This is a genomic window from Methylophaga sp. UBA2513, assembly GCF_002341285.1.
Classification (GTDB): domain Bacteria; phylum Pseudomonadota; class Gammaproteobacteria; order Nitrosococcales; family Methylophagaceae; genus Methylophaga; species Methylophaga marina.
Window position 1 is genome coordinate 14261 of record NZ_DDNT01000001.1, and the last position, 17317, is coordinate 31577.

A 17317-nucleotide genomic window follows, 5' to 3' on the forward strand; every position below is an offset into this window, starting at 1 on the left:
TCTAACTCAGATCCTTTATCGGAATTGTTTTAATATTTTTTTGCTGTTTTTGTATTTCGATACGTTTACGTATTTGCTGTTCTAATTCGTCTACCAACGCCTCATTTTCGACTTTGTGGTTTGGCTTACCATCAACGTACAGCAGGTTTGGTGTACCTCCTGTCAGCCCAATAGCAGCTTCTTTAGCTTCACCGGGACCATTAACAACGCAACCGATAACAGCCACATCCATCGGTTCAGTGATGTCTTCCAATCTTGCTTCCAGTGCATTAACGGTTGAGATCACATCAAACTGTTGGCGCGAGCAGGAAGGACATGCAATTAAATTCACGCCTTTACTTCGAATGCGCAAACTTTTAAGAATATCAAAACCGACTTTGATTTCTTCAACCGGATCAGCTGCAAGCGAAACCCTGATGGTGTCGCCAATCCCTTCTGACAACAACATACCCAAGCCAATAGCAGATTTAACAGAACCAGAACGAAGCCCACCGGCTTCCGTAATACCCAGATGTAAAGGCTGTTCAATTTGCTGAGCAAGTTTTCTATAGGCATGCACGGTCATAAACACATCAGACGCTTTGAGACTGACTTTAAAATCGGGATAGTTCAATCTATCCAGAATATCAATATGTCTCAATGCTGACTCAACTAATGCATCGGGAGTCGGTTCGCCATATTTTTTTTGAAGCTCTTTTTCTAATGAGCCAGCATTTACCCCGATTCGAATAGGTATACCGTGATCACGTGCACTGTCAACGACGGCGCGTACACGTTCTTCTCTACCAATATTGCCGGGATTAATACGTAAACAGTCCACGCCTAATTCAGCAACGCGTAACGCAATCTTGTAATCGAAGTGAATATCCGCGACAAGAGGAATAGATACCTGCTGTTTAATTTTACCAAAGGCTTCTGCCGCATCCATGGTTGGTACAGAAACACGCACAATATCTGCACCCACTTTTTGTAATGCCTGAATTTGACTTACTGTGGCAGCGACATCTGTTGTCTCCGTATTTGTCATACTCTGTACAGCAATAGGTGCATCACCGCCGACAGCCACATTCCCCACCATAATTTGACGAGATTTTCTTCGCTGAATATTAACGGTTGAGTTTTCCATTATGACTGAGCTCCTAAAGTCAGTTTTGCAACATTACCTTGTGTAAAAGGCTGCAAGTCAACAGGTTGATTGTTGTAGCTCACCTCAGCAACAGTGGCTTTACCTAATAATATTTTCATAGGTAATTCGCTTTTAAGTTCGATAGATTGTTCTGCTCGCATGACTTGACTGAGTAAAGTATTCATTGCTGTATCTGTTACCTCAACCCAGCAGTCACCAGAAAAAGACATTTTAAGAATATTTTGATGTGGCTCAGCACTTGTAACAGACTCAACGTCTTCATTCACCTCAACAGAAGCAAGGTCTTCCGACTCTGTGATGTTATTGTCGCTATCATTTTGTTCACTTGACTCGGTTGTATTGTTCAAGTCATTCATTGTTGAGATTGATGAGTCTTCTGGCTCTGATTGAGACAAATCGTCATTAAAGGTTGTATTGCTGGCCTCATCCATGTCGTTTTGCTCGGTAACGATCTCACTGGACTCGCTTGTTGCTGTTTCATCAGCCGCTCTATTGGACTGCCATTGTTGATATGCTGACCAGAGAATGAAAATTCCGACAAGAAAAAAGAGAATCATCAACCATGGCAATGGTTTTTGTTCTTCAGTACCAACCGGCTTGACCAACCTTGGTTCACTGTCACTCTGTTTGTATTCATCATTGAAGACGGCCAGCATTTCTTCTTGGGGTAAGCCCAAGAATTTTACATAACTGGCGAAATATCCGCGGGCATAGGTCCGCCCGTGCAATTTGTCCCATTGTTGCGTTTCAAGATGCATGACAATGTCTTTGGTGAGCCGCAGCTGTGTCGCCACCTCTGCTAGTGACAAATTCTTGCTTTCACGTGCTTGTTGGAGTCGGGCCCCTAAACTCGGGCTGTTAGAACTCACCACAAAATCGTCATTCAAATCACTCATTACTCAACAAGCCCTTGGTTAACAATACGCATCTCATCCGAATCAGGAAAACGAGAACGCAAAATAAGTTTGTAGCTAGATACCGCATTTTTATCGGCTAATTTGGTTTCCACTCTGATGCCTAACAAGAGAGCCTGTGGCGTCCAGTTGGCTGCTTGCTGAAACCGTTGAATGTAAGCCCTAGCCTGTAAGTAGTTTTGTTGTTGATAGCTAATATCAGCCATTTGTAACAAAGACTTGGGTAGCCCAGGCACCATCTGTAATGCTTTACGGAAATAACCTTCCGCGCGATCAATGGCTCCCCCTTTTGCTGTACATAATCCTGCATTTTCATAGGCAAGCGGCGCGCTTGAATAGAGTGGATTTTCTACAGCTTTCAGGAACCGTTTCTCCGCCTCATCGTAGCGGCCTTGCTGACACAAAAAGACGCCATAATTATTTTGGGCTTCAGAGTAATCAGGTTCCTGCTGAATCGCTTTCTCAAAATGCTCTTCGGCTTTTTCATTTTCATCTAAGCGTTGGTACAAAAGAGCGATGGTATTGTGCGCACTGGGTAGGTTAGGATTTTGTTTCAGCGCTTTCTCAAGCTTTTCAAGTGCGATCTTGTAATCGCCTCGTTGCATGTAATTCAAGCCAAGACGCATATTGATATCAGCTGCTTTTGCATCCTTTGCTACATATTGACTTCTTGTTCCACCATTACTGCTACACGCTGTAAGTACAACAAACATCATCACGACTAAAGCATTACTGACACGATTACTCATCGATGAATTACAACCTCCTGGGCCTTCATGCGTTCACTACGGCGCGACTTATCTTGCACTTCACCTGCTAACTGACCACAGGCAGCGACAATGTCGTCACCTCTTGTTTTTCTGACCGTAGCCACTAAACCTTGGTCGATCAAATATTGCTGAAAGCGCACAATTTGATTACGTGATGAACATTTATAATGCGTGCCAGGAAAAGGATTGAAAGGAATTAAATTAATTTTATTGGGAATATCTTTTAAAATCCTGACGAGATCTTTTGCATCCTGTATTGAATCATTAATGCCATCGAGCATGACATACTCAACCGTAATGTGACGACGCTGTTGTCCAACAACATAACGCTTACATGCCGCTAGTAATTCGGCAATGGGATATTTTTGATTTAGCGGAATGATTTGATTTCTTAACTCATCATTCGCGGCATGCAGTGAAATAGCCAAACTCACGTGACAATCCTCACGAAGTTTATCAATCATTGGCACCATACCTGACGTGCTTAGTGTGAGCCGTCGCCACGAAATGCCATAACCAAAATCATCTCGCATTAGATTCATCGCCGTTACGACATTGTTGTAATTGGCTAATGGCTCCCCCATGCCCATCATCACGACATTCGTGACAACACGATTGCCTTTGGGATCCTTACCTAAAGCTTCATTAGCAATCCATAGCTGGGCGATGATTTCCGCGGCATCCAGATTGCGATTAAAACCTTGTTGCGCTGTTGAGCAAAAAGTACACGTCAGTGCACAACCGACTTGTGAAGACACACATAACGTACCTCGACTCCCCTCAGGAATAAAGACCGTTTCAATGGCATTACCGCAGGATAACTTGATAATCCATTTCCGTGTTCCATCTTGAGAAACATGCTCGTGCATCACTTCCGGCAGCTTAATCTCAGCGACAGCATCTAATTTTGCTCTTAAGGCTTTGCTCAAATTACTCATTTCAGCAAAGTCTGTTATTCGATATTTATGTATCCATTGTAAAAGCTGACGTGCACGGAAAGGTTTTTCGTCAAGTTCAACGAAAAACGCTTCCAGACCATTCAGATCTAATCCAAGAAGATTCGTGCGTTCAGTCATAATCAGCTCTTAGCGTGTGCGTGCACAAACTTCATCATCAGCGAAGAAGTAAGACACTTCGCGTGCAGCGCTCTCAACAGAATCAGAACCGTGAACCGCATTTTCATCAATGCTTTGCGCGAAATCAGCACGGATAGTGCCCGCCGCTGCTTCAGCAGGGTTAGTTGCGCCCATTAGGTCGCGGTGTGTTAAGACAGCATTTTCACCTTCTAAAACTTGAACGATGACTGGACCAGATGTCATGAAGCTAACAAGATCTTTAAAGAAAGGACGTTCTTTGTGTTCAGCGTAAAAACCTTCTGCTTTTTCTTGTGATAAGTGCATCATTTTTGCAGCCACAATTTTTAAGCCCGCTTTTTCAAAACGTGTGTAAATTTCACCAATCACATTTTTTGCAACAGCATCAGGTTTGATGATAGAAAGAGTGCGTTCAATCGCCATGTTATTCCTCTATATTTAATTTGAGTCAAGAAAATCCTGATATTCTAGCATTTCTCAGCCATCTAATATCAATGTTGTGAAACAAATCACGTTAAATCTGTTTTTACTTTGGATTTTATGGCAAAAGCATTACTATCAGATGACCGTTTTATAACCATAGGAAGCCATTTTGACTACCCAATCTGCATTTAAGCGTATCGGACTTTTTATTCGTAAAGACGACCCTGTTATGGAAAATGCGGTTGAGCAGGTAAACGAGTTTCTAGCTACACGTGACTTGACTGTTGTATGTAACGAACCACTTTCATTTTTACCATCACTTGATGTTATCTCCATTAAGGAATTCAAAACTCATTGTGATCTGACCATCGCTATAGGCGGGGATGGCACCCTGCTCTCTGCATCAAGAGCGCTTGCCGGTACCAATATGCCCGTTGTGGGTATCAATGTTGGCCGTCTAGGATTTCTCGCTGATGTTACTTTAACGAATTTATCACATCAGCTTGATGCCATTCTTTGTGGTCATTACCGGAATGACAGTCGATTTCTGCTGAATGCAAGCATCACTGGCGGTACGAAACCTCCAAGCATCGCAATGAATGATGTGGTCATTCATTCATATCAGAATTTGCATATGATTGAGTTCGAAACCCATATCAACGGCCGGTTTCTAAACAGTCAGCGTGCAGATGGTATTGTGGTATCGACTCCGACGGGTTCAACTGCCTATGCGATGTCTGCAGGAGGTCCAATATTGGATGTGGACCTGGATGTGGTGGTTTTAGCATCAGTCTGCCCACATACTCTCAGTAATCGGCCGCTAGTAGTTTCAGCAAATAATGTCATTGAAATTACTTTAAGTGAAAACAATATCACTACCGCAATGGTAACTTGTGATGGACGCCCTGGGCTTGTTCTTCAGCCCGGCGAGACTGTGCGTATAGAAAAACACGAAAGTCGAATCAGGCTATTGCATCTTGAAGATCACGACCATTATTCTATTCTTCGCGCCAAACTGGAATGGGGAAGAAAGTTAACATGTTAGTCGGTCTGAGTGTTCGTAACTTAGCGGTGGTAGAAGATCTTGCTCTTAATTTTGAGCCTGGCATGACATCGCTAACTGGAGAAACTGGTGCTGGTAAATCGATGTTAGTGGATGCGCTTAGCTTAGTGCTAGGTGATCGCGCAGACTCGAATATGATTCGGCACGGTGCAGAGCGTGCTGAAATTGAAGCCGACTTCAATCTGAACAACAACGTAAGCTTAGCTAAATGGTTAAAAGACCATGAATTAGATGAAGAGGAGCAATGTCACCTTCGTCGTACAATCAGTCGTGATGGACGCTCAAAAGGTTATATAAACGGTCGTATGGTTCCACTGGCACTTTTAAGAGAAGTCAGTGAGCGAAGTATCGACATACATGGACAACATGCACATCAATCATTAATACGGCCTCAGACTCAGCGCGAAATATTAGATATTGTCGCTGATAACAAAGCATTACTCGATAAACTCAAATTGGCTTATCGAGATTGGTCATCGTCACAGCAAGCGCTTCAACAATTGAAAAGCCAGTCCGATGAGCAACGCGCCAAACAGGAATTATTGCAATATCAGGTGGGTGAACTGGCTAATTTCCAATTATCGGAATCACATATCCAGCAGCTTCTTCAAGAGCAAAACCAACTTGCTAATGCTGCTGAGTTAATTAGTACAGCAGAAGCAGGCTTACATCGTATCTTTGATGAGGAACAAGCGGCTGCATACGACATCATCAACCATACACTAAGCGAACTTGAAAAGCTTCAGCATGTTGAACCACGCTTCGCTAGCGCTGTAGAAACACTTAATGCGGCTATTATCAATCTTGATGAAACGGCAGATGAGTTACGTCAATACTTGGATCATATCGATCTCGATCCGGAACGATTAAACAGTATTGAGAATGAACTATCACAGCTCCACGATATCGCGAGAAAACATCAAGTCGAAGTCGAGGAGTTACCCGAACTCTATCAAGAATTAACAGCAGAACTCGACCGACTCTCTTCCAGTGAAGTGCATCTAGCTGAACTCGAAACACAATTAGCTGAAAAAGAGAAGGTTTGCCGGACACTAAGCGAAGAAATACACCAGAAACGAATCAAAACGGCTAAACCACTAGCAAAGCAGATTTCAGCCTCTATCAAACAGCTGGCCATTCCTTCTGGTGAAATTGATATTGAAGTAATCGCCAATCCAGATCAGAAATTTTCAGAGCACGGTATGGACAGTGTTCGAATTTTAGTCAGAACAAACCCCGGACAACCCTCAGGTGAGCTGGCGAAAGTGGCGTCAGGAGGTGAGCTTGCCCGGATCAGCTTGGCAATTCAAGTTGTGACGGCTGGAAAACGAACGGTCCCAACCTTAATTTTTGATGAGGTGGATGTAGGTATTGGTGGTAGTGTTGCTGAGGTGGTGGGTCAACATTTAAGAGCGTTAGCTGCAACGCAACAAGTGGTTTGCATTACACATCTACCGCAAGTAGCTGCGCAAGCACACCATCAATTACAGGTCAATAAAAAACATTTAAAAGACAGCACTCATATTGTTGTTGATAAACTCGATAAACAACAACGTATTGAAGAAATAGCTAGAATGCTAGGTGGCGTGAACCTGACCACTAAAACACGTTCTCATGCAGAGGAAATGCTGGATCAGGCTCAACGCTAGATTATTTACTATTCTTCTCTTAAACACGTTTGGCAGATCCCATAGATATATAAACTATGATCCGTCATCTCCCAACCTTTTTCTTTAGCGATGGCTTTTTGGCGTTGCTCGATGACTTCATCGAAAAACTCTTCAATCTTGCCGCAGCGCACACACAGTAGATGATCATGATGACTACCGTCTTGTAGCTCAAAGACAGCATGTCCACCCTCAATGCTGAGCCTGGAAACTAGTCCGGCTCCCTCAAACTGCGTTAGTACACGATAAACCGTGGCTAAGCCTATTTCTTCTCCCATATCCAGAAGTGCTTTGTACACATCTTCCGCACTCATATGACGCAAATCCGATGTTTCCAAAATTTCCAAGACTTTCAATCTTGGTAGCGTCACTTTTAATCCAGCTTTTCGTAAATCTTGTCTTTCCATTATTATTGTTGCCTCGTAGAAATGCTGCGAATAGAGTATCATCGCAGATTGGTAATTAACTACAGAAATCAATACTAAATGAAAAGCTCCGTTGTTTACAGCCTTTCCTTGGCAGTTATTTTGTCATTGTCAGCTTGCAGCACCGATAAAATACCAGGTGTTTATCGCATAGATATCCAGCAAGGTAATGATGTTACTCAAGAAATGATCAATCAACTTGAGCCAGGCATGACGAAAAATCAGGTCGCCTATGTTATGGGCACGCCATTACTCATTGATACTTTTCACCCGAATCGCTGGGACTATGTCTATAGTTATCAACCCGGCGGAGAAGATCGCGAACAACGCCGTATCACCCTTTACTTTGATGAGTCAGAAAAATTGGCACGCATTGATGGTGATACACGTACTGTGGCTAGAGCAGATCTACCACAGGTTGAACGCCAGGATAAAAATGTTATCGTGCCTTTAACAGAGAAAAATACTGGCCTGTATTCAAAGCTAAAAAGTCTGGTGGGTCTCGGGGATGATGACGAGGATATTGAAGTCATCGAAGGTACAGATCCCGCTAAACCTGATGTAGATGAACAGCAAATTCCTGATAGAGATATTCAATAATAAAAAAGGCGCCAAAGGCGCCTTTTTTATGCTGGTTTTTCAAACTTATCAGTGGTCGGGTTATAGCACATCAACTCACCTTTATCGAGATCAAAGTACCACCCATGTAATCGTAAATTTCCGGCTTCAACACGGTCTTTGATACACTCAAATGTCATCAGATTTTCCAAAGAAACAAGTACAGCTCTCTGTTCACACATTTTTAACTGAACACTTTCATGTTCATGTTTATGATTCACTTTTACCCAGTCCTTAGCGCTTCTCGCAATAGACACCCAGCGATGGATAAATTTGGAATCTTCGACACCATCACTTTGCCATAAAGCACGTATACCACCACAATTGCCATGGCCCATCACAACTATGCTCTCTACATTTAGCGAATTCACAGCAAACTCCAGCGCAGAGCTTGTGCCATGATGGTTATTATCTGTTTCACATGGAGGAACAAGATTTGCCACATTTCTTACGGTGAAAATATCACCAGGATCGCAATCCGTTAAAATCGCAGGATCAACTCTGGAATCACAACAAGCAATCATAAGTATTTTTGTTGGCTGCCCAGTTTTCATACTCTCATACAGTGCTCTATTATCACCAAAGTATGTTTTTTTAAATCGAGAAAAACCCTCTAGCAATTTATACGTCGTCGGCATGTTGTTATTGTTATCTCAAAAATTGTAAAAATGGATTGTGACGTTTCTCATCAGCTATTGTAGTCGTTTGACCATGACCGGAGTGAACGATCAAAGAACCGGGTAATGAAGACAGTTTTCTCAGACTCTTTTGCATCAGAGCGGCATCTCCCATGGGTAAGTCAGTGCGCCCTACACTGCCGGCAAACAAGGTATCCCCCACGAAAATATCTTGATTCGTATAGTAACAACCTTGTCCAGGTGTATGTCCTGGAGTTGAAATAAAGGTTAAATCTGTTTCTCCTAGACTAATGATATCGCCATCATCAACAAAATGATCAATTCTGCCACATGGTCGATTCATATGTGGAGCACCGAACCAGTCGCCTTGTTGTGGCAGTGTGTCGAATAAAGGTTTGTCTAATCTTGGAAGGTAGGTTTGTGCGTCAAATAGATACTGTATGTCTTTCAAAGAGCCAGCATGATCAAGGTGACCGTGTGTTAGTAGAATTTTAGTTAGCTTAAATTCTTCATGTTTAGTTTCAAGATAATCAGCGAGCTCTGTTGTCTCACCGGTATCAATGATGGCAGCCTCATTTGTCGCTTCATCAATAATCAAATAGGTATTCACAAAAAAGGCGCCAACGGTGATACATTCGATTTTTAACATCTAAAATCCATGCCCGTTGACGCCTTTCAGTAGAGTTCTCTCTACAGTTTACTTATCCCACTTTTTGCTTGATTCACGTGCAGTGATCATATTCTGCTTGAACCAATCACTTTTCACTTTTTGTGTTCTTGCTAAGTCAAGATTAGCCTCATACCACTTTTTCTTGATATCAGCATGTGGATCTGGATGCATATTGGCTTCATACCATTTGTTATGGCTGATTCGCGCTTTCTCCAGATTGGCTTCGTACCATTTTTTATCTGTTTCAGTTGTCAGCTCATCACTGATTTCATACCAATGTTTTTCTGTCGGTGTGTTATCGAGATTCGCTTCATACCATTTAATACGTTTTTCACGAGCTTGTTTTAAGTTCGCTTCGCGGAAAGCTAATTTCCAATCAGTGTCGTTAGCCTCTCTATAATCATACCAGTGCGTTTGCGTAGGCTGATTATCATTTGCTTCGTACCAACGACTACGTTCTGCACGAACAGCTGCAACTGCAGATTTCAAGTTAGCTTCGTACCACTTGTTTTTAGTGTGGATGTGCGCTGCAATATTAGCCTCATACCAAGGTGTATCGGAAACCTTAGCAGGTCGCTGATTGGCTTCGTACCATTTTTGGTTCTCTCTAGCGATAGCCGCGTTGTCTGCAAACCATTTGGTTTTGACTTGACGCGTGCGAATTAAACTTAAATTAGACTCATACCAACGCTTTTTGATTTCAGCGTGAGGATCAGGGTGAATGTTTGCTTCGTACCATTTGCTGTGATTAATACGAGCTGTTTGTAAATTGGCTTCGTACCATTTCTTTTTGGTGTCTGAATATTTTTCATCACTGAACTCATACCAATGTTTTTCGGTAGGAGTATTGTTTAGATTTGCTTCATACCATTTGATACGTTTTTCACGTGCCTGATCAAGATTCACACGCATCCAAGCTTTTTTTACATCACTGTACATTTCTTCACTGAAATGTTGCCAGCGCTTTTCAACCTCAGATTGGCTTCTGTTAGCTTCATACCATTTACGAGTAGCGCGTACAGACTGAACGGCTTGGTCTAGATTAGCTGCATACCATTTATTTTTGGTTTCAATATGCTCAACCAAGTTAGCTTTGTACCAAGGAATCTCAACGTCTTTCGCTGGACGCTTGTTAGCGTTATACCAGGGTTTGGCAATGTTTATAGATGGTTTGAGGTTAGCCTCATACCATTTGCTTCTGGATTCTCTCGCTGTTTTTAGATTAGCTTCGTACCATTTTGCTTTAATTTCAAACGTGCTAGTCATATTTCTTACCTCTCTGGGCATTTAAGTATTCTGATAGTACATGACTTTTAATCAAGTTCACAACAAAATCAGTAGGATATTTGATTGAGATCAGTTTTACTCATAACAGTGCTTTTCTGCTTTTATACGTTGTAACGCTGATATCTGTTGCTCTACTTGTAGCTGTCGTCTATCTTCTTTTTCTTCTACTAAAGCAGAATACCCTAAATAGCCTAATCCTAGCCAGCCTTGAACAATCGGTATGCTATCGATCATGATGAGTGCGGTAGCTGCTTTATTTGCATCATCTTTATAAAAACTAGGCTTATAAGTGTACCGGTAAGGATGTAACTGATTGATTGCTTTATCAACTTGATAACAGCTCATTTGTTGCATATTTTGATCGGGTTTTACCACTGGCGGTTCAAAATAAATTGGCTCAGCAGGTACGGGTGGTAGTGTCATGGCATAAGCATTCATTGAAAAGGCCATATAGATAAAACACAATAGAACACTTAATCTTTGCATATGATTACTCCGTCATTTTTATATCTACTCTACTTATCGTCATCAACACCAGAGTCTTCAATAAACCCATCACTCAGCTGATGATTCTTTATCGTTACGGTTATGATCACCCCATTTTTGTATTTGCTTCATCACATGCGCATTAAATGTATCATCCGGAAAACCAATTTCTTCATCGTACTCACCTACTGGCATGTCAGACAATAATGCCAGAGCCTGATTGACATGACTCACACCGTAGATATGGAATTGTCCACTTTCCACAGCATTGATCACATCTTCTCGTAGCATGAGATGCTGCACATTTGTGGCAGGGATAATCACCCCTTGCTCACCGGTTAACTCACTGAGCTGACAAATATCAAAGAAACCTTCGATTTTTTCATTGACACCACCAATAGCCTGAACTTGCCCCATTTGATTCATGGATCCAGTTATTGCAATTGACTGCTTCATTGGAATGTTGGCGATGGAGGATAATAGAGCGCATAGTTCTGCAACCGTGGCACTATCACCGTCCACTTCACCATAATTTTGTTCAAAAACGATACTTGCTGACATCGATAACGGATTATCAGATGCATATGTTCGTCCCAAATAACCACTCAGAATTAATACGCCTTTAGAGTGTATGTCCCCACCGAGATCAACCTCACGTTCTATATCCACGATGTTGTCATCACCATAACGAGCTGAAACAGTCACTCTGGATGGCTGACCAAAGCTGAAGCCACCTATTCCCAGCACCGATAATGCATTGATTTGTCCAATCACTGAGCCTGATGTTGAAATATCAATAATATTTCGTTCAATTTGTTGATAAATCTGGCTTCGCAGCCGATCGAGCCTTTGTTCTCTTAACTTGATGGCGCTTTGCACATTATCTCTGGTGACAAGTGGATTCTTTTGCTGTTTCGCCAGAAAAGATGCTTCTCGTAATAAATCAGCCATATTGCCCATATGCAGAGAGAGTTTCTGGCTGTCTTCTATGCTCCTGGCACTATGTTCAATGACTTTAGCAATGGCATAGTTATCGAAATCAATTAATTTATATTTTTCAATGGTGCTTGCCATCATTTGAGCAAATAAGGTGTCGTTTTCAACACTTCGCGTCATTTCATCTTCAAAGTCAGCAACGACTTTAAAGAGGCCAGCGAACTCGGGATCCATCTCATATAACAGGTAATACAATTCTCTATCACCCAGTAAAACAACTTTCAGGTCCAAGGGTATTGGCTCAGGATCTAGAGACACTGTCGCCACGAGATTGTATATTTGCTCTAAAGCATCAAATCTTACTTCACGTGATTTTAATGCTCGCTTCAAGCCTTCCCAACCGTATGGCTGTAAAAGCAGTTGCTCTGCGTCAACGATCAAAAAACCACCATTTGCTTTGTGAAGCGCGCCTGCTTTAATCAAAGTAAAGTCGGTAACCAGAGCTCCCATCATCGCCATATTTTCGATGCAGCCAAGTAAGCTCTGATGATTGGGTAAATTTTCATACACGATTGGTGCACCATGCTTTTGACTGTTATCTACGACCAGATTGATTTGATAACGTTTGTGTATGTTAATGTCACTGGTAGCCTCTTCAGCAGATTGCTCATCTTTCAGAAAAGCATCCACATTACTGCGAAGATCTTTAAGCATAGCGTCAAAATATTGCTGTAACTTGCTTGAGCTTGGATAGGCATGCTTGAGTTTGTTGACATGTTTACTCAACACTTCCAGTGCGACTTCATCGTTGAGAGCCTGCAGCTGTTTTGTATTGTTTCTCTCCCACTCTCTGATATCTAATAGGGTTTGTTGAAGGTCTTCATGTAAATCTGCTATGGCATTCTCTGCTTCTTCCTGCTGAGCCGCTGGTAATTGCTCAAATTCTTCAGAAGTCATCGCTTCGCCATTATGCTGAGCAGCAAAAGCATAATGCCCATCTTGCAGCCTTAATAAGACAATACCCTTCCGATCAGCTTCCTTTTGTAATACGCCAAATAATCTGACGCGATGTTTACGGGTTGCTTCATCAAGACTTCTTAGCCGCCCACGATAATATTCATCATCAAAGGCTTGAGGTAGTTCCTCCTTCAATGCATCAATAACATCCTCAATATCTTGACGAAGTTGCTTAGCCTGCCCTGCTGGCAAACTCAGTGCATAAGGTCGTTGTGGATCATCAAAATTATTCAGATAAGCCCAATCTTTGGCCGCAGGAAGATGCTCAACATGTTGCTCAAGATAACGCCGGGTTAAGGTATATTTGCCTGCCCCAGCTGGTCCCATTACAAATAAGTTATAACCATCCGCATCAATATGACTGCCAAACTCGATGGCGCTCAATGCGCGCTGTTGACCAATAACTTCATTCGTCGCTTTAAGATCTTGAGTGGAAGAAAATGTCCACTGTTCAGGATTACAATGATGATATAAATCACTGACTTGTAATTTTGTGCTCTCAGGCATAGTTTTCTCGATTTGAATAAGTTACTTTAAGCTTAAGTCTAAGGAAAAAATAGACAATATACGATGGGAGAATCAGATGTCACCAAATGATTATGATGAAAAACGGGCATATCACCGAATGAAAATCGATACGCCTATTACATTTTCCTTAAGTGGCGATAAAGAAATAACACACCGGGGGATAAGTAAAAATTTAAGTGCCAGCGGTTTACTTATTCAATCAGACTTTTCACCAGCTGAGCATGACAGGTTAGAAATTGTCATGGATACGGGAAATGACAGATTCTCACCGTTTATTATTCAGGGAAAAGTATTGAGGGTAGAAGCTGATGCTGAATTGGCAGGACAATACCTCATATCTATTCTGATAGAAGAAAGTCAGTAAAATTTATATCCAATAGCTTGTTTTTGTCATGACTTTTGAAATGATCGACATCATTGTTTTCACAGGACGAGGTAATTCTGCACCACCAGCTTCTAAAGCAGTCGTTCTATGATGAAGTTCATCTTCTCGCATCTGCTCAAGTACAGCACGACTTTTTAGATCATTAGCACTTAGTTTTGCCAAGTGTTCATCAAGATGATTAACGACTTGTTTTTCTGTTTCGGCCACAAAGCCCAAACTCCATTTATCACCTATTTTTCCAGCAACAGCACCTATAGCAAACGAGCCAATGTACCAAACCGGATTCAGTACACTTCGATGTGATGAGAGTGAACTTAAACGTTCTGCACACCAAACCAGGTGATCATTCTCTTCCAGTGCTGCTTGCTCCATAGCCTGACGAACTTCGGGCAATTTAGCTGTTAATGCTTGTCCCTGATAAAGGGCTTGAGCAGAGACTTCACCTGAGTGATTGACTCGCATCAAACCAGCTGAATGCCTTTGTTCTTCAGCGCTTAACTCCGTCGCTTCCTCAAGTTCATTTCCAGGTATATGACGATGTGTTGTTTCAGGTTTTCCGATTACCGTAGTAATTGCTTTGTCTAACTCGATAATAACTTGATCAATGAAACTTAATTGTCTTAGCGTGAACATACAACTAGGCCTACCTTTAAAATAACTCAACATCACCGTGTGCTACTTTGGACGCAGATTTAACTTTGCCTTCTTGTAACAATCTGTTGTAACTAAGCACCTGATTCCTGCCATTACCCTTGGCATAATAGAGTGCTTCATCTGCTTCACCGATAACATCTGCCGGTGATGATTGGGCAACAATTTCTACAAAGCCAATGCTAATCGTCACTTGATTAATCTGAGGAAACTTATGGGCAGCGACCATTTTCCTGATACGTTCAAATGTGTGCATCGCGTCTTCTTCGTTGGCTGCTTTTAGCACGACAACAAACTCTTCACCACCATAGCGGTAGACTAGGTCATCGTCCCTAATCAGGCCTGAAGTCATCAGTCGAGCGACAAGAATAATGACTTCATCTCCATACAAATGGCCGAAATTATCATTAATAGTTTTAAAATGATCGATGTCAATGACGCCTAACCAATATTTAACAGCAAAACTGCGTCGTCGAGAATCTGAGGGAGAACTTATCTGCTCTTCAAACTGAGCCCCCTGACGAACAAGTATTTTTGTGATTTCATTATCAAGGGTTTCACGATTATATAAACCCGTTAGTTTATCTTTCTGCGTTTTTTCAATTAATGCCAGGTAGTTAGAGTAGACACGAAGTATTCCATAAATAAGTCTTTGGTCACCATTAGATGGTACCTGCTCAGTCGAAATTAATAGCACAGCAAAAATAGCACCATGTGCATCAAAGGCAGGATAGACCACGCTCCACCGGCCATTTTCTGTTGAAGTTAATTCAACGTCCCCGACATCAATGGCTCTAAAAATAGCTTCACTAATAGCCTTGTTTTCTGTGACTAATTTAGGGTTTTCATCACTTGATTCGATTACGCCATTCACACAGTAAGCGAGCAAACTGAGTTCGTGATTATCACTCTGTTCCAGTACCCGGAACAGCCTGATATCTTTTGCAGGGAAGAGTTCATTTATGGTTTTTAGAAGACTTTTTTCAAGGACATGTCGATCATGATAGCTCGTAATCTCTGCGAGATTATCAATAATCTTAACACTGCTATGATTCATTCCCACATGCCTTATACGCCGATGAACTGAATAAAAAAGGATTTATTACCCTCAAATCACATGTTCTTTCTTATTGGTAACCTTTCTCTCAATCAAACAGAATATACTTTATTCAGTATTTTTTTCAATCACCAGACATCCGCTGAGAAAAGCTTTAAGACTAATGCACCAAATACTTGAATAATGTCTCTGCTAGGTCTCTCGGCTGAAATTTCGAAACATAATCATCAGCACCAGCACCAACGCCCATTGCTTTATTAGCTTTGGCTGTCAATGAAGAATGCATAATGACCGGTAAATTTACCATTCTTGGATCGGATTTTATTTTCTGTGTCAGTACATAACCATCCATTTCCGGCATTTCGACATCAGTCAACACCATTTGGATTTCAGTTGTAATATCACGACCCTCCTGCTCACATTGAGCAGCGATTTTGTTTAGCATTTTCCAGGCTTCGGCGCCGTTTACAGCTCCTATATGCCCAACACCCATCACATCAAGTGTTTTGGTAATTTGCTTACGAGCGATATTTGAATCATCAGCAAAGAGAAGGCGATAGTGCCCTCTTTTATCGACTTGTTTGATACCATCAAACACAGTTTCATCATAAAAGTCACCAGCATCTGCCAGCACTTTTTCAACATCCATAATCATGACTAGGCGCTTGTCACTCAATTCTGCTACGGCAGTAACTAAGCCACCCATTCGTTGTGAGATGAGTTGTGGTGGCTCTTTGACTTGCTCCCAATTCAACCGTTGTATGGTATCTACCGAGCTGACCAAGAATCCTTGAACATGGGTGTTATATTCAGTAATCATCAGGATTCGTGGTTTATCTTTAGATCTGAGTTTGCAAAACTTTTGGAGATTAATGATGGGAACCATATCACCACGAAGACTGACAAAGCCTTCAACGCCATCAGGCATTTCTGGGGCAGTCGTTATTTCAGGAATATTCAGTACTTCCCTAACTTTAAAAACGTTGATACCAAACAGTTCGTTTCTTCCTGTTTCATCACTCGTTCCTAAGCTAAACAACAAAACCTCCAGATGATTAGTACCAGCTAGTTTGGTTCGCTCGTCGATGGAATCAATAAATGTGGCCATATGAATTCTCGCAAAACTCAAATAAATGAACGTGAATATGTCTAGAAATAATAGCGGACATTAGCACGAAAGCTTGAGCAGAGTTAGCCACAATATCTCAAAAATTATTCAGCACTAACATAAGCATTAATCAAATCATATGGTTAGACGTTATGTGGAGTTCATTTAATCTTTCACAAGACCGATATTTCATTCGCATTACTATCATTGCACTGGATAGCATTCGTATCTGAACAGAATTGAGTAGCAGGAAAATTCGATGATTGTTAGAGTAGCACTATGAAGTCGTCAAAATATTGTTGAATGATGACTTTAGAAATAGAATACAATAAAAAATCGAGATTTATACAGCATATGAATATGCTGTTGGAATGGTGCCCAGGGGGAGACTCGAACTCCCACGTACATAAGTACACTAGCACCTGAAGCTAGC

General features: G+C 41.6%; 18 protein-coding genes and 1 tRNA gene (1 of these 19 only partly in view). 4 read left to right on the forward strand and 15 right to left on the reverse strand.

Annotated features, from left to right (window positions below):
- Position 1: 1 nt before the first annotated feature.
- The 5 genes from ispG to ndk are packed head-to-tail and all read right to left on the reverse strand — an operon-like array spanning position 2 to position 4348.
- Entirely contained in the window at positions 2-1126 is a 1125-nt protein-coding gene (ispG, locus tag B3V56_RS00055) for a flavodoxin-dependent (E)-4-hydroxy-3-methylbut-2-enyl-diphosphate synthase (RefSeq protein ID WP_320165962.1), read from the reverse strand.
- Positions 1126-2043, reverse strand: coding sequence for a RodZ domain-containing protein (locus B3V56_RS00060; RefSeq protein WP_289243460.1), 918 nt, complete (start codon positions 2041-2043; stop codon positions 1126-1128). The genes ispG and B3V56_RS00060 overlap by 1 nt, the downstream gene beginning before the upstream one ends.
- Positions 2043-2810, reverse strand: a complete 768-nt coding sequence (pilW, locus tag B3V56_RS00065) for a type IV pilus biogenesis/stability protein PilW (RefSeq protein WP_286304251.1) — start codon at positions 2808-2810, stop codon at positions 2043-2045. The genes B3V56_RS00060 and pilW overlap by 1 nt, the downstream gene beginning before the upstream one ends.
- Complete coding sequence (gene rlmN, locus B3V56_RS00070; protein ID WP_289243459.1) at positions 2807-3907, reverse strand: 23S rRNA (adenine(2503)-C(2))-methyltransferase RlmN; 1101 nt, start codon at positions 3905-3907, stop codon at positions 2807-2809. Before rlmN ends, pilW begins: the two co-directional genes overlap by 4 nt.
- A 9-nt stretch (positions 3908-3916) precedes the next feature.
- A complete protein-coding gene (gene ndk / locus B3V56_RS00075; RefSeq protein ID WP_273181108.1) occupies positions 3917-4348 on the reverse strand; it encodes a nucleoside-diphosphate kinase in 432 nt (143 codons plus the stop codon).
- A 169-nt stretch (positions 4349-4517) separates the two neighbouring features.
- Between ndk and B3V56_RS00080 the strand changes: the two genes are divergently transcribed.
- Together B3V56_RS00080 and recN are read left to right on the forward strand one after the other, a co-directional pair.
- A complete protein-coding gene (locus tag B3V56_RS00080; RefSeq protein WP_286304249.1) occupies positions 4518-5393 on the forward strand; it encodes an NAD(+) kinase in 876 nt (291 codons plus the stop codon).
- On the forward strand, positions 5387-7060 hold the full coding sequence (gene recN, locus B3V56_RS00085) for a DNA repair protein RecN (RefSeq protein ID WP_289283821.1): 1674 nt from the start codon (positions 5387-5389) through the stop codon (positions 7058-7060). Before B3V56_RS00080 ends, recN begins: the two co-directional genes overlap by 7 nt.
- 8 nt (positions 7061-7068) lie before the next feature.
- Here the strand turns inward: recN and fur are convergent, their stop codons facing one another.
- Positions 7069-7485 carry a ferric iron uptake transcriptional regulator gene (gene fur, locus B3V56_RS00090; RefSeq protein WP_286304247.1) on the reverse strand — a complete coding sequence of 139 codons (417 nt, stop codon included), beginning with the start codon at positions 7483-7485 and terminating at the stop codon, positions 7069-7071.
- Positions 7486-7563: 78 nt separating this feature from the next.
- Here fur and B3V56_RS00095 point away from each other — a divergent pair, with 78 nt between their 5' ends.
- The gene (locus B3V56_RS00095; RefSeq protein ID WP_289243455.1) at positions 7564-8103 is read left to right on the forward strand and encodes an outer membrane protein assembly factor BamE; all 540 of its coding nucleotides are present in this window, start codon (positions 7564-7566) and stop codon (positions 8101-8103) included.
- 26 nt (positions 8104-8129) lie between these two features.
- Here the strand turns inward: B3V56_RS00095 and B3V56_RS00100 are convergent, their stop codons facing one another.
- The 5 genes from B3V56_RS00100 to B3V56_RS00120 all read right to left on the reverse strand — a co-directional run bounded on the left by B3V56_RS00100 (position 8130) and on the right by B3V56_RS00120 (position 13662).
- Positions 8130-8675, reverse strand: a complete 546-nt coding sequence (locus tag B3V56_RS00100) for a carbonic anhydrase (protein WP_339608451.1) — start codon at positions 8673-8675, stop codon at positions 8130-8132.
- 94 nt (positions 8676-8769) lie between these two features.
- Positions 8770-9408, reverse strand: coding sequence for an MBL fold metallo-hydrolase (locus tag B3V56_RS00105; RefSeq protein WP_289282757.1), 639 nt, complete (start codon positions 9406-9408; stop codon positions 8770-8772).
- Positions 9409-9456: 48 nt separating this feature from the next.
- A complete protein-coding gene (locus B3V56_RS00110) occupies positions 9457-10695 on the reverse strand; it encodes a hypothetical protein (protein WP_289243452.1) in 1239 nt (412 codons plus the stop codon).
- A gap of 96 nt (positions 10696-10791) precedes the next feature.
- Entirely contained in the window at positions 10792-11202 is a 411-nt protein-coding gene (locus B3V56_RS00115) for a hypothetical protein (protein ID WP_286304242.1), read from the reverse strand.
- 69 nt (positions 11203-11271) lie between these two features.
- Entirely contained in the window at positions 11272-13662 is a 2391-nt protein-coding gene (locus B3V56_RS00120) for a Lon protease family protein (protein WP_289282755.1), read from the reverse strand.
- 76 nt (positions 13663-13738) lie between these two features.
- Here B3V56_RS00120 and B3V56_RS00125 point away from each other — a divergent pair, with 76 nt between their 5' ends.
- The gene (locus tag B3V56_RS00125; RefSeq protein WP_289283823.1) at positions 13739-14047 is read left to right on the forward strand and encodes a PilZ domain-containing protein; all 309 of its coding nucleotides are present in this window, start codon (positions 13739-13741) and stop codon (positions 14045-14047) included.
- 3 nt (positions 14048-14050) lie between these two features.
- Here B3V56_RS00125 and coq7 read toward each other — a convergent pair whose 3' ends face one another.
- From coq7 to B3V56_RS00145, 4 genes are all read right to left on the reverse strand, one after another.
- The gene (gene coq7, locus B3V56_RS00130; protein ID WP_289282753.1) at positions 14051-14701 is read right to left on the reverse strand and encodes a 2-polyprenyl-3-methyl-6-methoxy-1,4-benzoquinone monooxygenase; all 651 of its coding nucleotides are present in this window, start codon (positions 14699-14701) and stop codon (positions 14051-14053) included.
- A gap of 16 nt (positions 14702-14717) precedes the next feature.
- Entirely contained in the window at positions 14718-15776 is a 1059-nt protein-coding gene (locus B3V56_RS00135; RefSeq protein ID WP_289283824.1) for a GGDEF domain-containing protein, read from the reverse strand.
- 160 nt (positions 15777-15936) lie between these two features.
- Positions 15937-16884: a chemotaxis protein gene (locus B3V56_RS00140; protein ID WP_289282240.1), complete on the reverse strand. Its 948-nt coding sequence runs from the start codon at positions 16882-16884 to the stop codon at positions 15937-15939.
- Positions 16885-17256: 372 nt separating this feature from the next.
- Positions 17257-17317 (reverse strand) — tRNA-OTHER (locus B3V56_RS00145) (it continues 88 nt past the right edge of the window).

What these genes read in the sequence shown, in the direction of transcription:
- B3V56_RS00115 (WP_286304242.1), bottom strand. Translation starts at nt 11,202, where the DNA reads ATGCAAAGATTAAGTGTTCTATTGTGTTTTATCTATATGGCCTTTTCA.
- recN (WP_289283821.1), top strand. Translation starts at nt 5,387, where the DNA reads ATGTTAGTCGGTCTGAGTGTTCGTAACTTAGCGGTGGTAGAAGATCTT.
- ispG (WP_320165962.1), bottom strand. Translation starts at nt 1,126, where the DNA reads ATGGAAAACTCAACCGTTAATATTCAGCGAAGAAAATCTCGTCAAATT.
- B3V56_RS00110 (WP_289243452.1), bottom strand. Translation starts at nt 10,695, where the DNA reads ATGACTAGCACGTTTGAAATTAAAGCAAAATGGTACGAAGCTAATCTA.
- B3V56_RS00140 (WP_289282240.1), bottom strand. Translation starts at nt 16,884, where the DNA reads ATGGCCACATTTATTGATTCCATCGACGAGCGAACCAAACTAGCTGGT.
- rlmN (WP_289243459.1), bottom strand. Translation starts at nt 3,907, where the DNA reads ATGACTGAACGCACGAATCTTCTTGGATTAGATCTGAATGGTCTGGAA.
- B3V56_RS00095 (WP_289243455.1), top strand. Translation starts at nt 7,564, where the DNA reads ATGAAAAGCTCCGTTGTTTACAGCCTTTCCTTGGCAGTTATTTTGTCA.
- pilW (WP_286304251.1), bottom strand. Translation starts at nt 2,810, where the DNA reads ATGAGTAATCGTGTCAGTAATGCTTTAGTCGTGATGATGTTTGTTGTA.
- fur (WP_286304247.1), bottom strand. Translation starts at nt 7,485, where the DNA reads ATGGAAAGACAAGATTTACGAAAAGCTGGATTAAAAGTGACGCTACCA.
- ndk (WP_273181108.1), bottom strand. Translation starts at nt 4,348, where the DNA reads ATGGCGATTGAACGCACTCTTTCTATCATCAAACCTGATGCTGTTGCA.
- coq7 (WP_289282753.1), bottom strand. Translation starts at nt 14,701, where the DNA reads ATGTTCACGCTAAGACAATTAAGTTTCATTGATCAAGTTATTATCGAG.
- B3V56_RS00060 (WP_289243460.1), bottom strand. Translation starts at nt 2,043, where the DNA reads ATGAGTGATTTGAATGACGATTTTGTGGTGAGTTCTAACAGCCCGAGT.
- B3V56_RS00100 (WP_339608451.1), bottom strand. Translation starts at nt 8,675, where the DNA reads ATGAAAACTGGGCAGCCAACAAAAATACTTATGATTGCTTGTTGTGAT.
- B3V56_RS00135 (WP_289283824.1), bottom strand. Translation starts at nt 15,776, where the DNA reads ATGAATCATAGCAGTGTTAAGATTATTGATAATCTCGCAGAGATTACG.
- B3V56_RS00120 (WP_289282755.1), bottom strand. Translation starts at nt 13,662, where the DNA reads ATGCCTGAGAGCACAAAATTACAAGTCAGTGATTTATATCATCATTGT.
- B3V56_RS00105 (WP_289282757.1), bottom strand. Translation starts at nt 9,408, where the DNA reads ATGTTAAAAATCGAATGTATCACCGTTGGCGCCTTTTTTGTGAATACC.
- B3V56_RS00125 (WP_289283823.1), top strand. Translation starts at nt 13,739, where the DNA reads ATGTCACCAAATGATTATGATGAAAAACGGGCATATCACCGAATGAAA.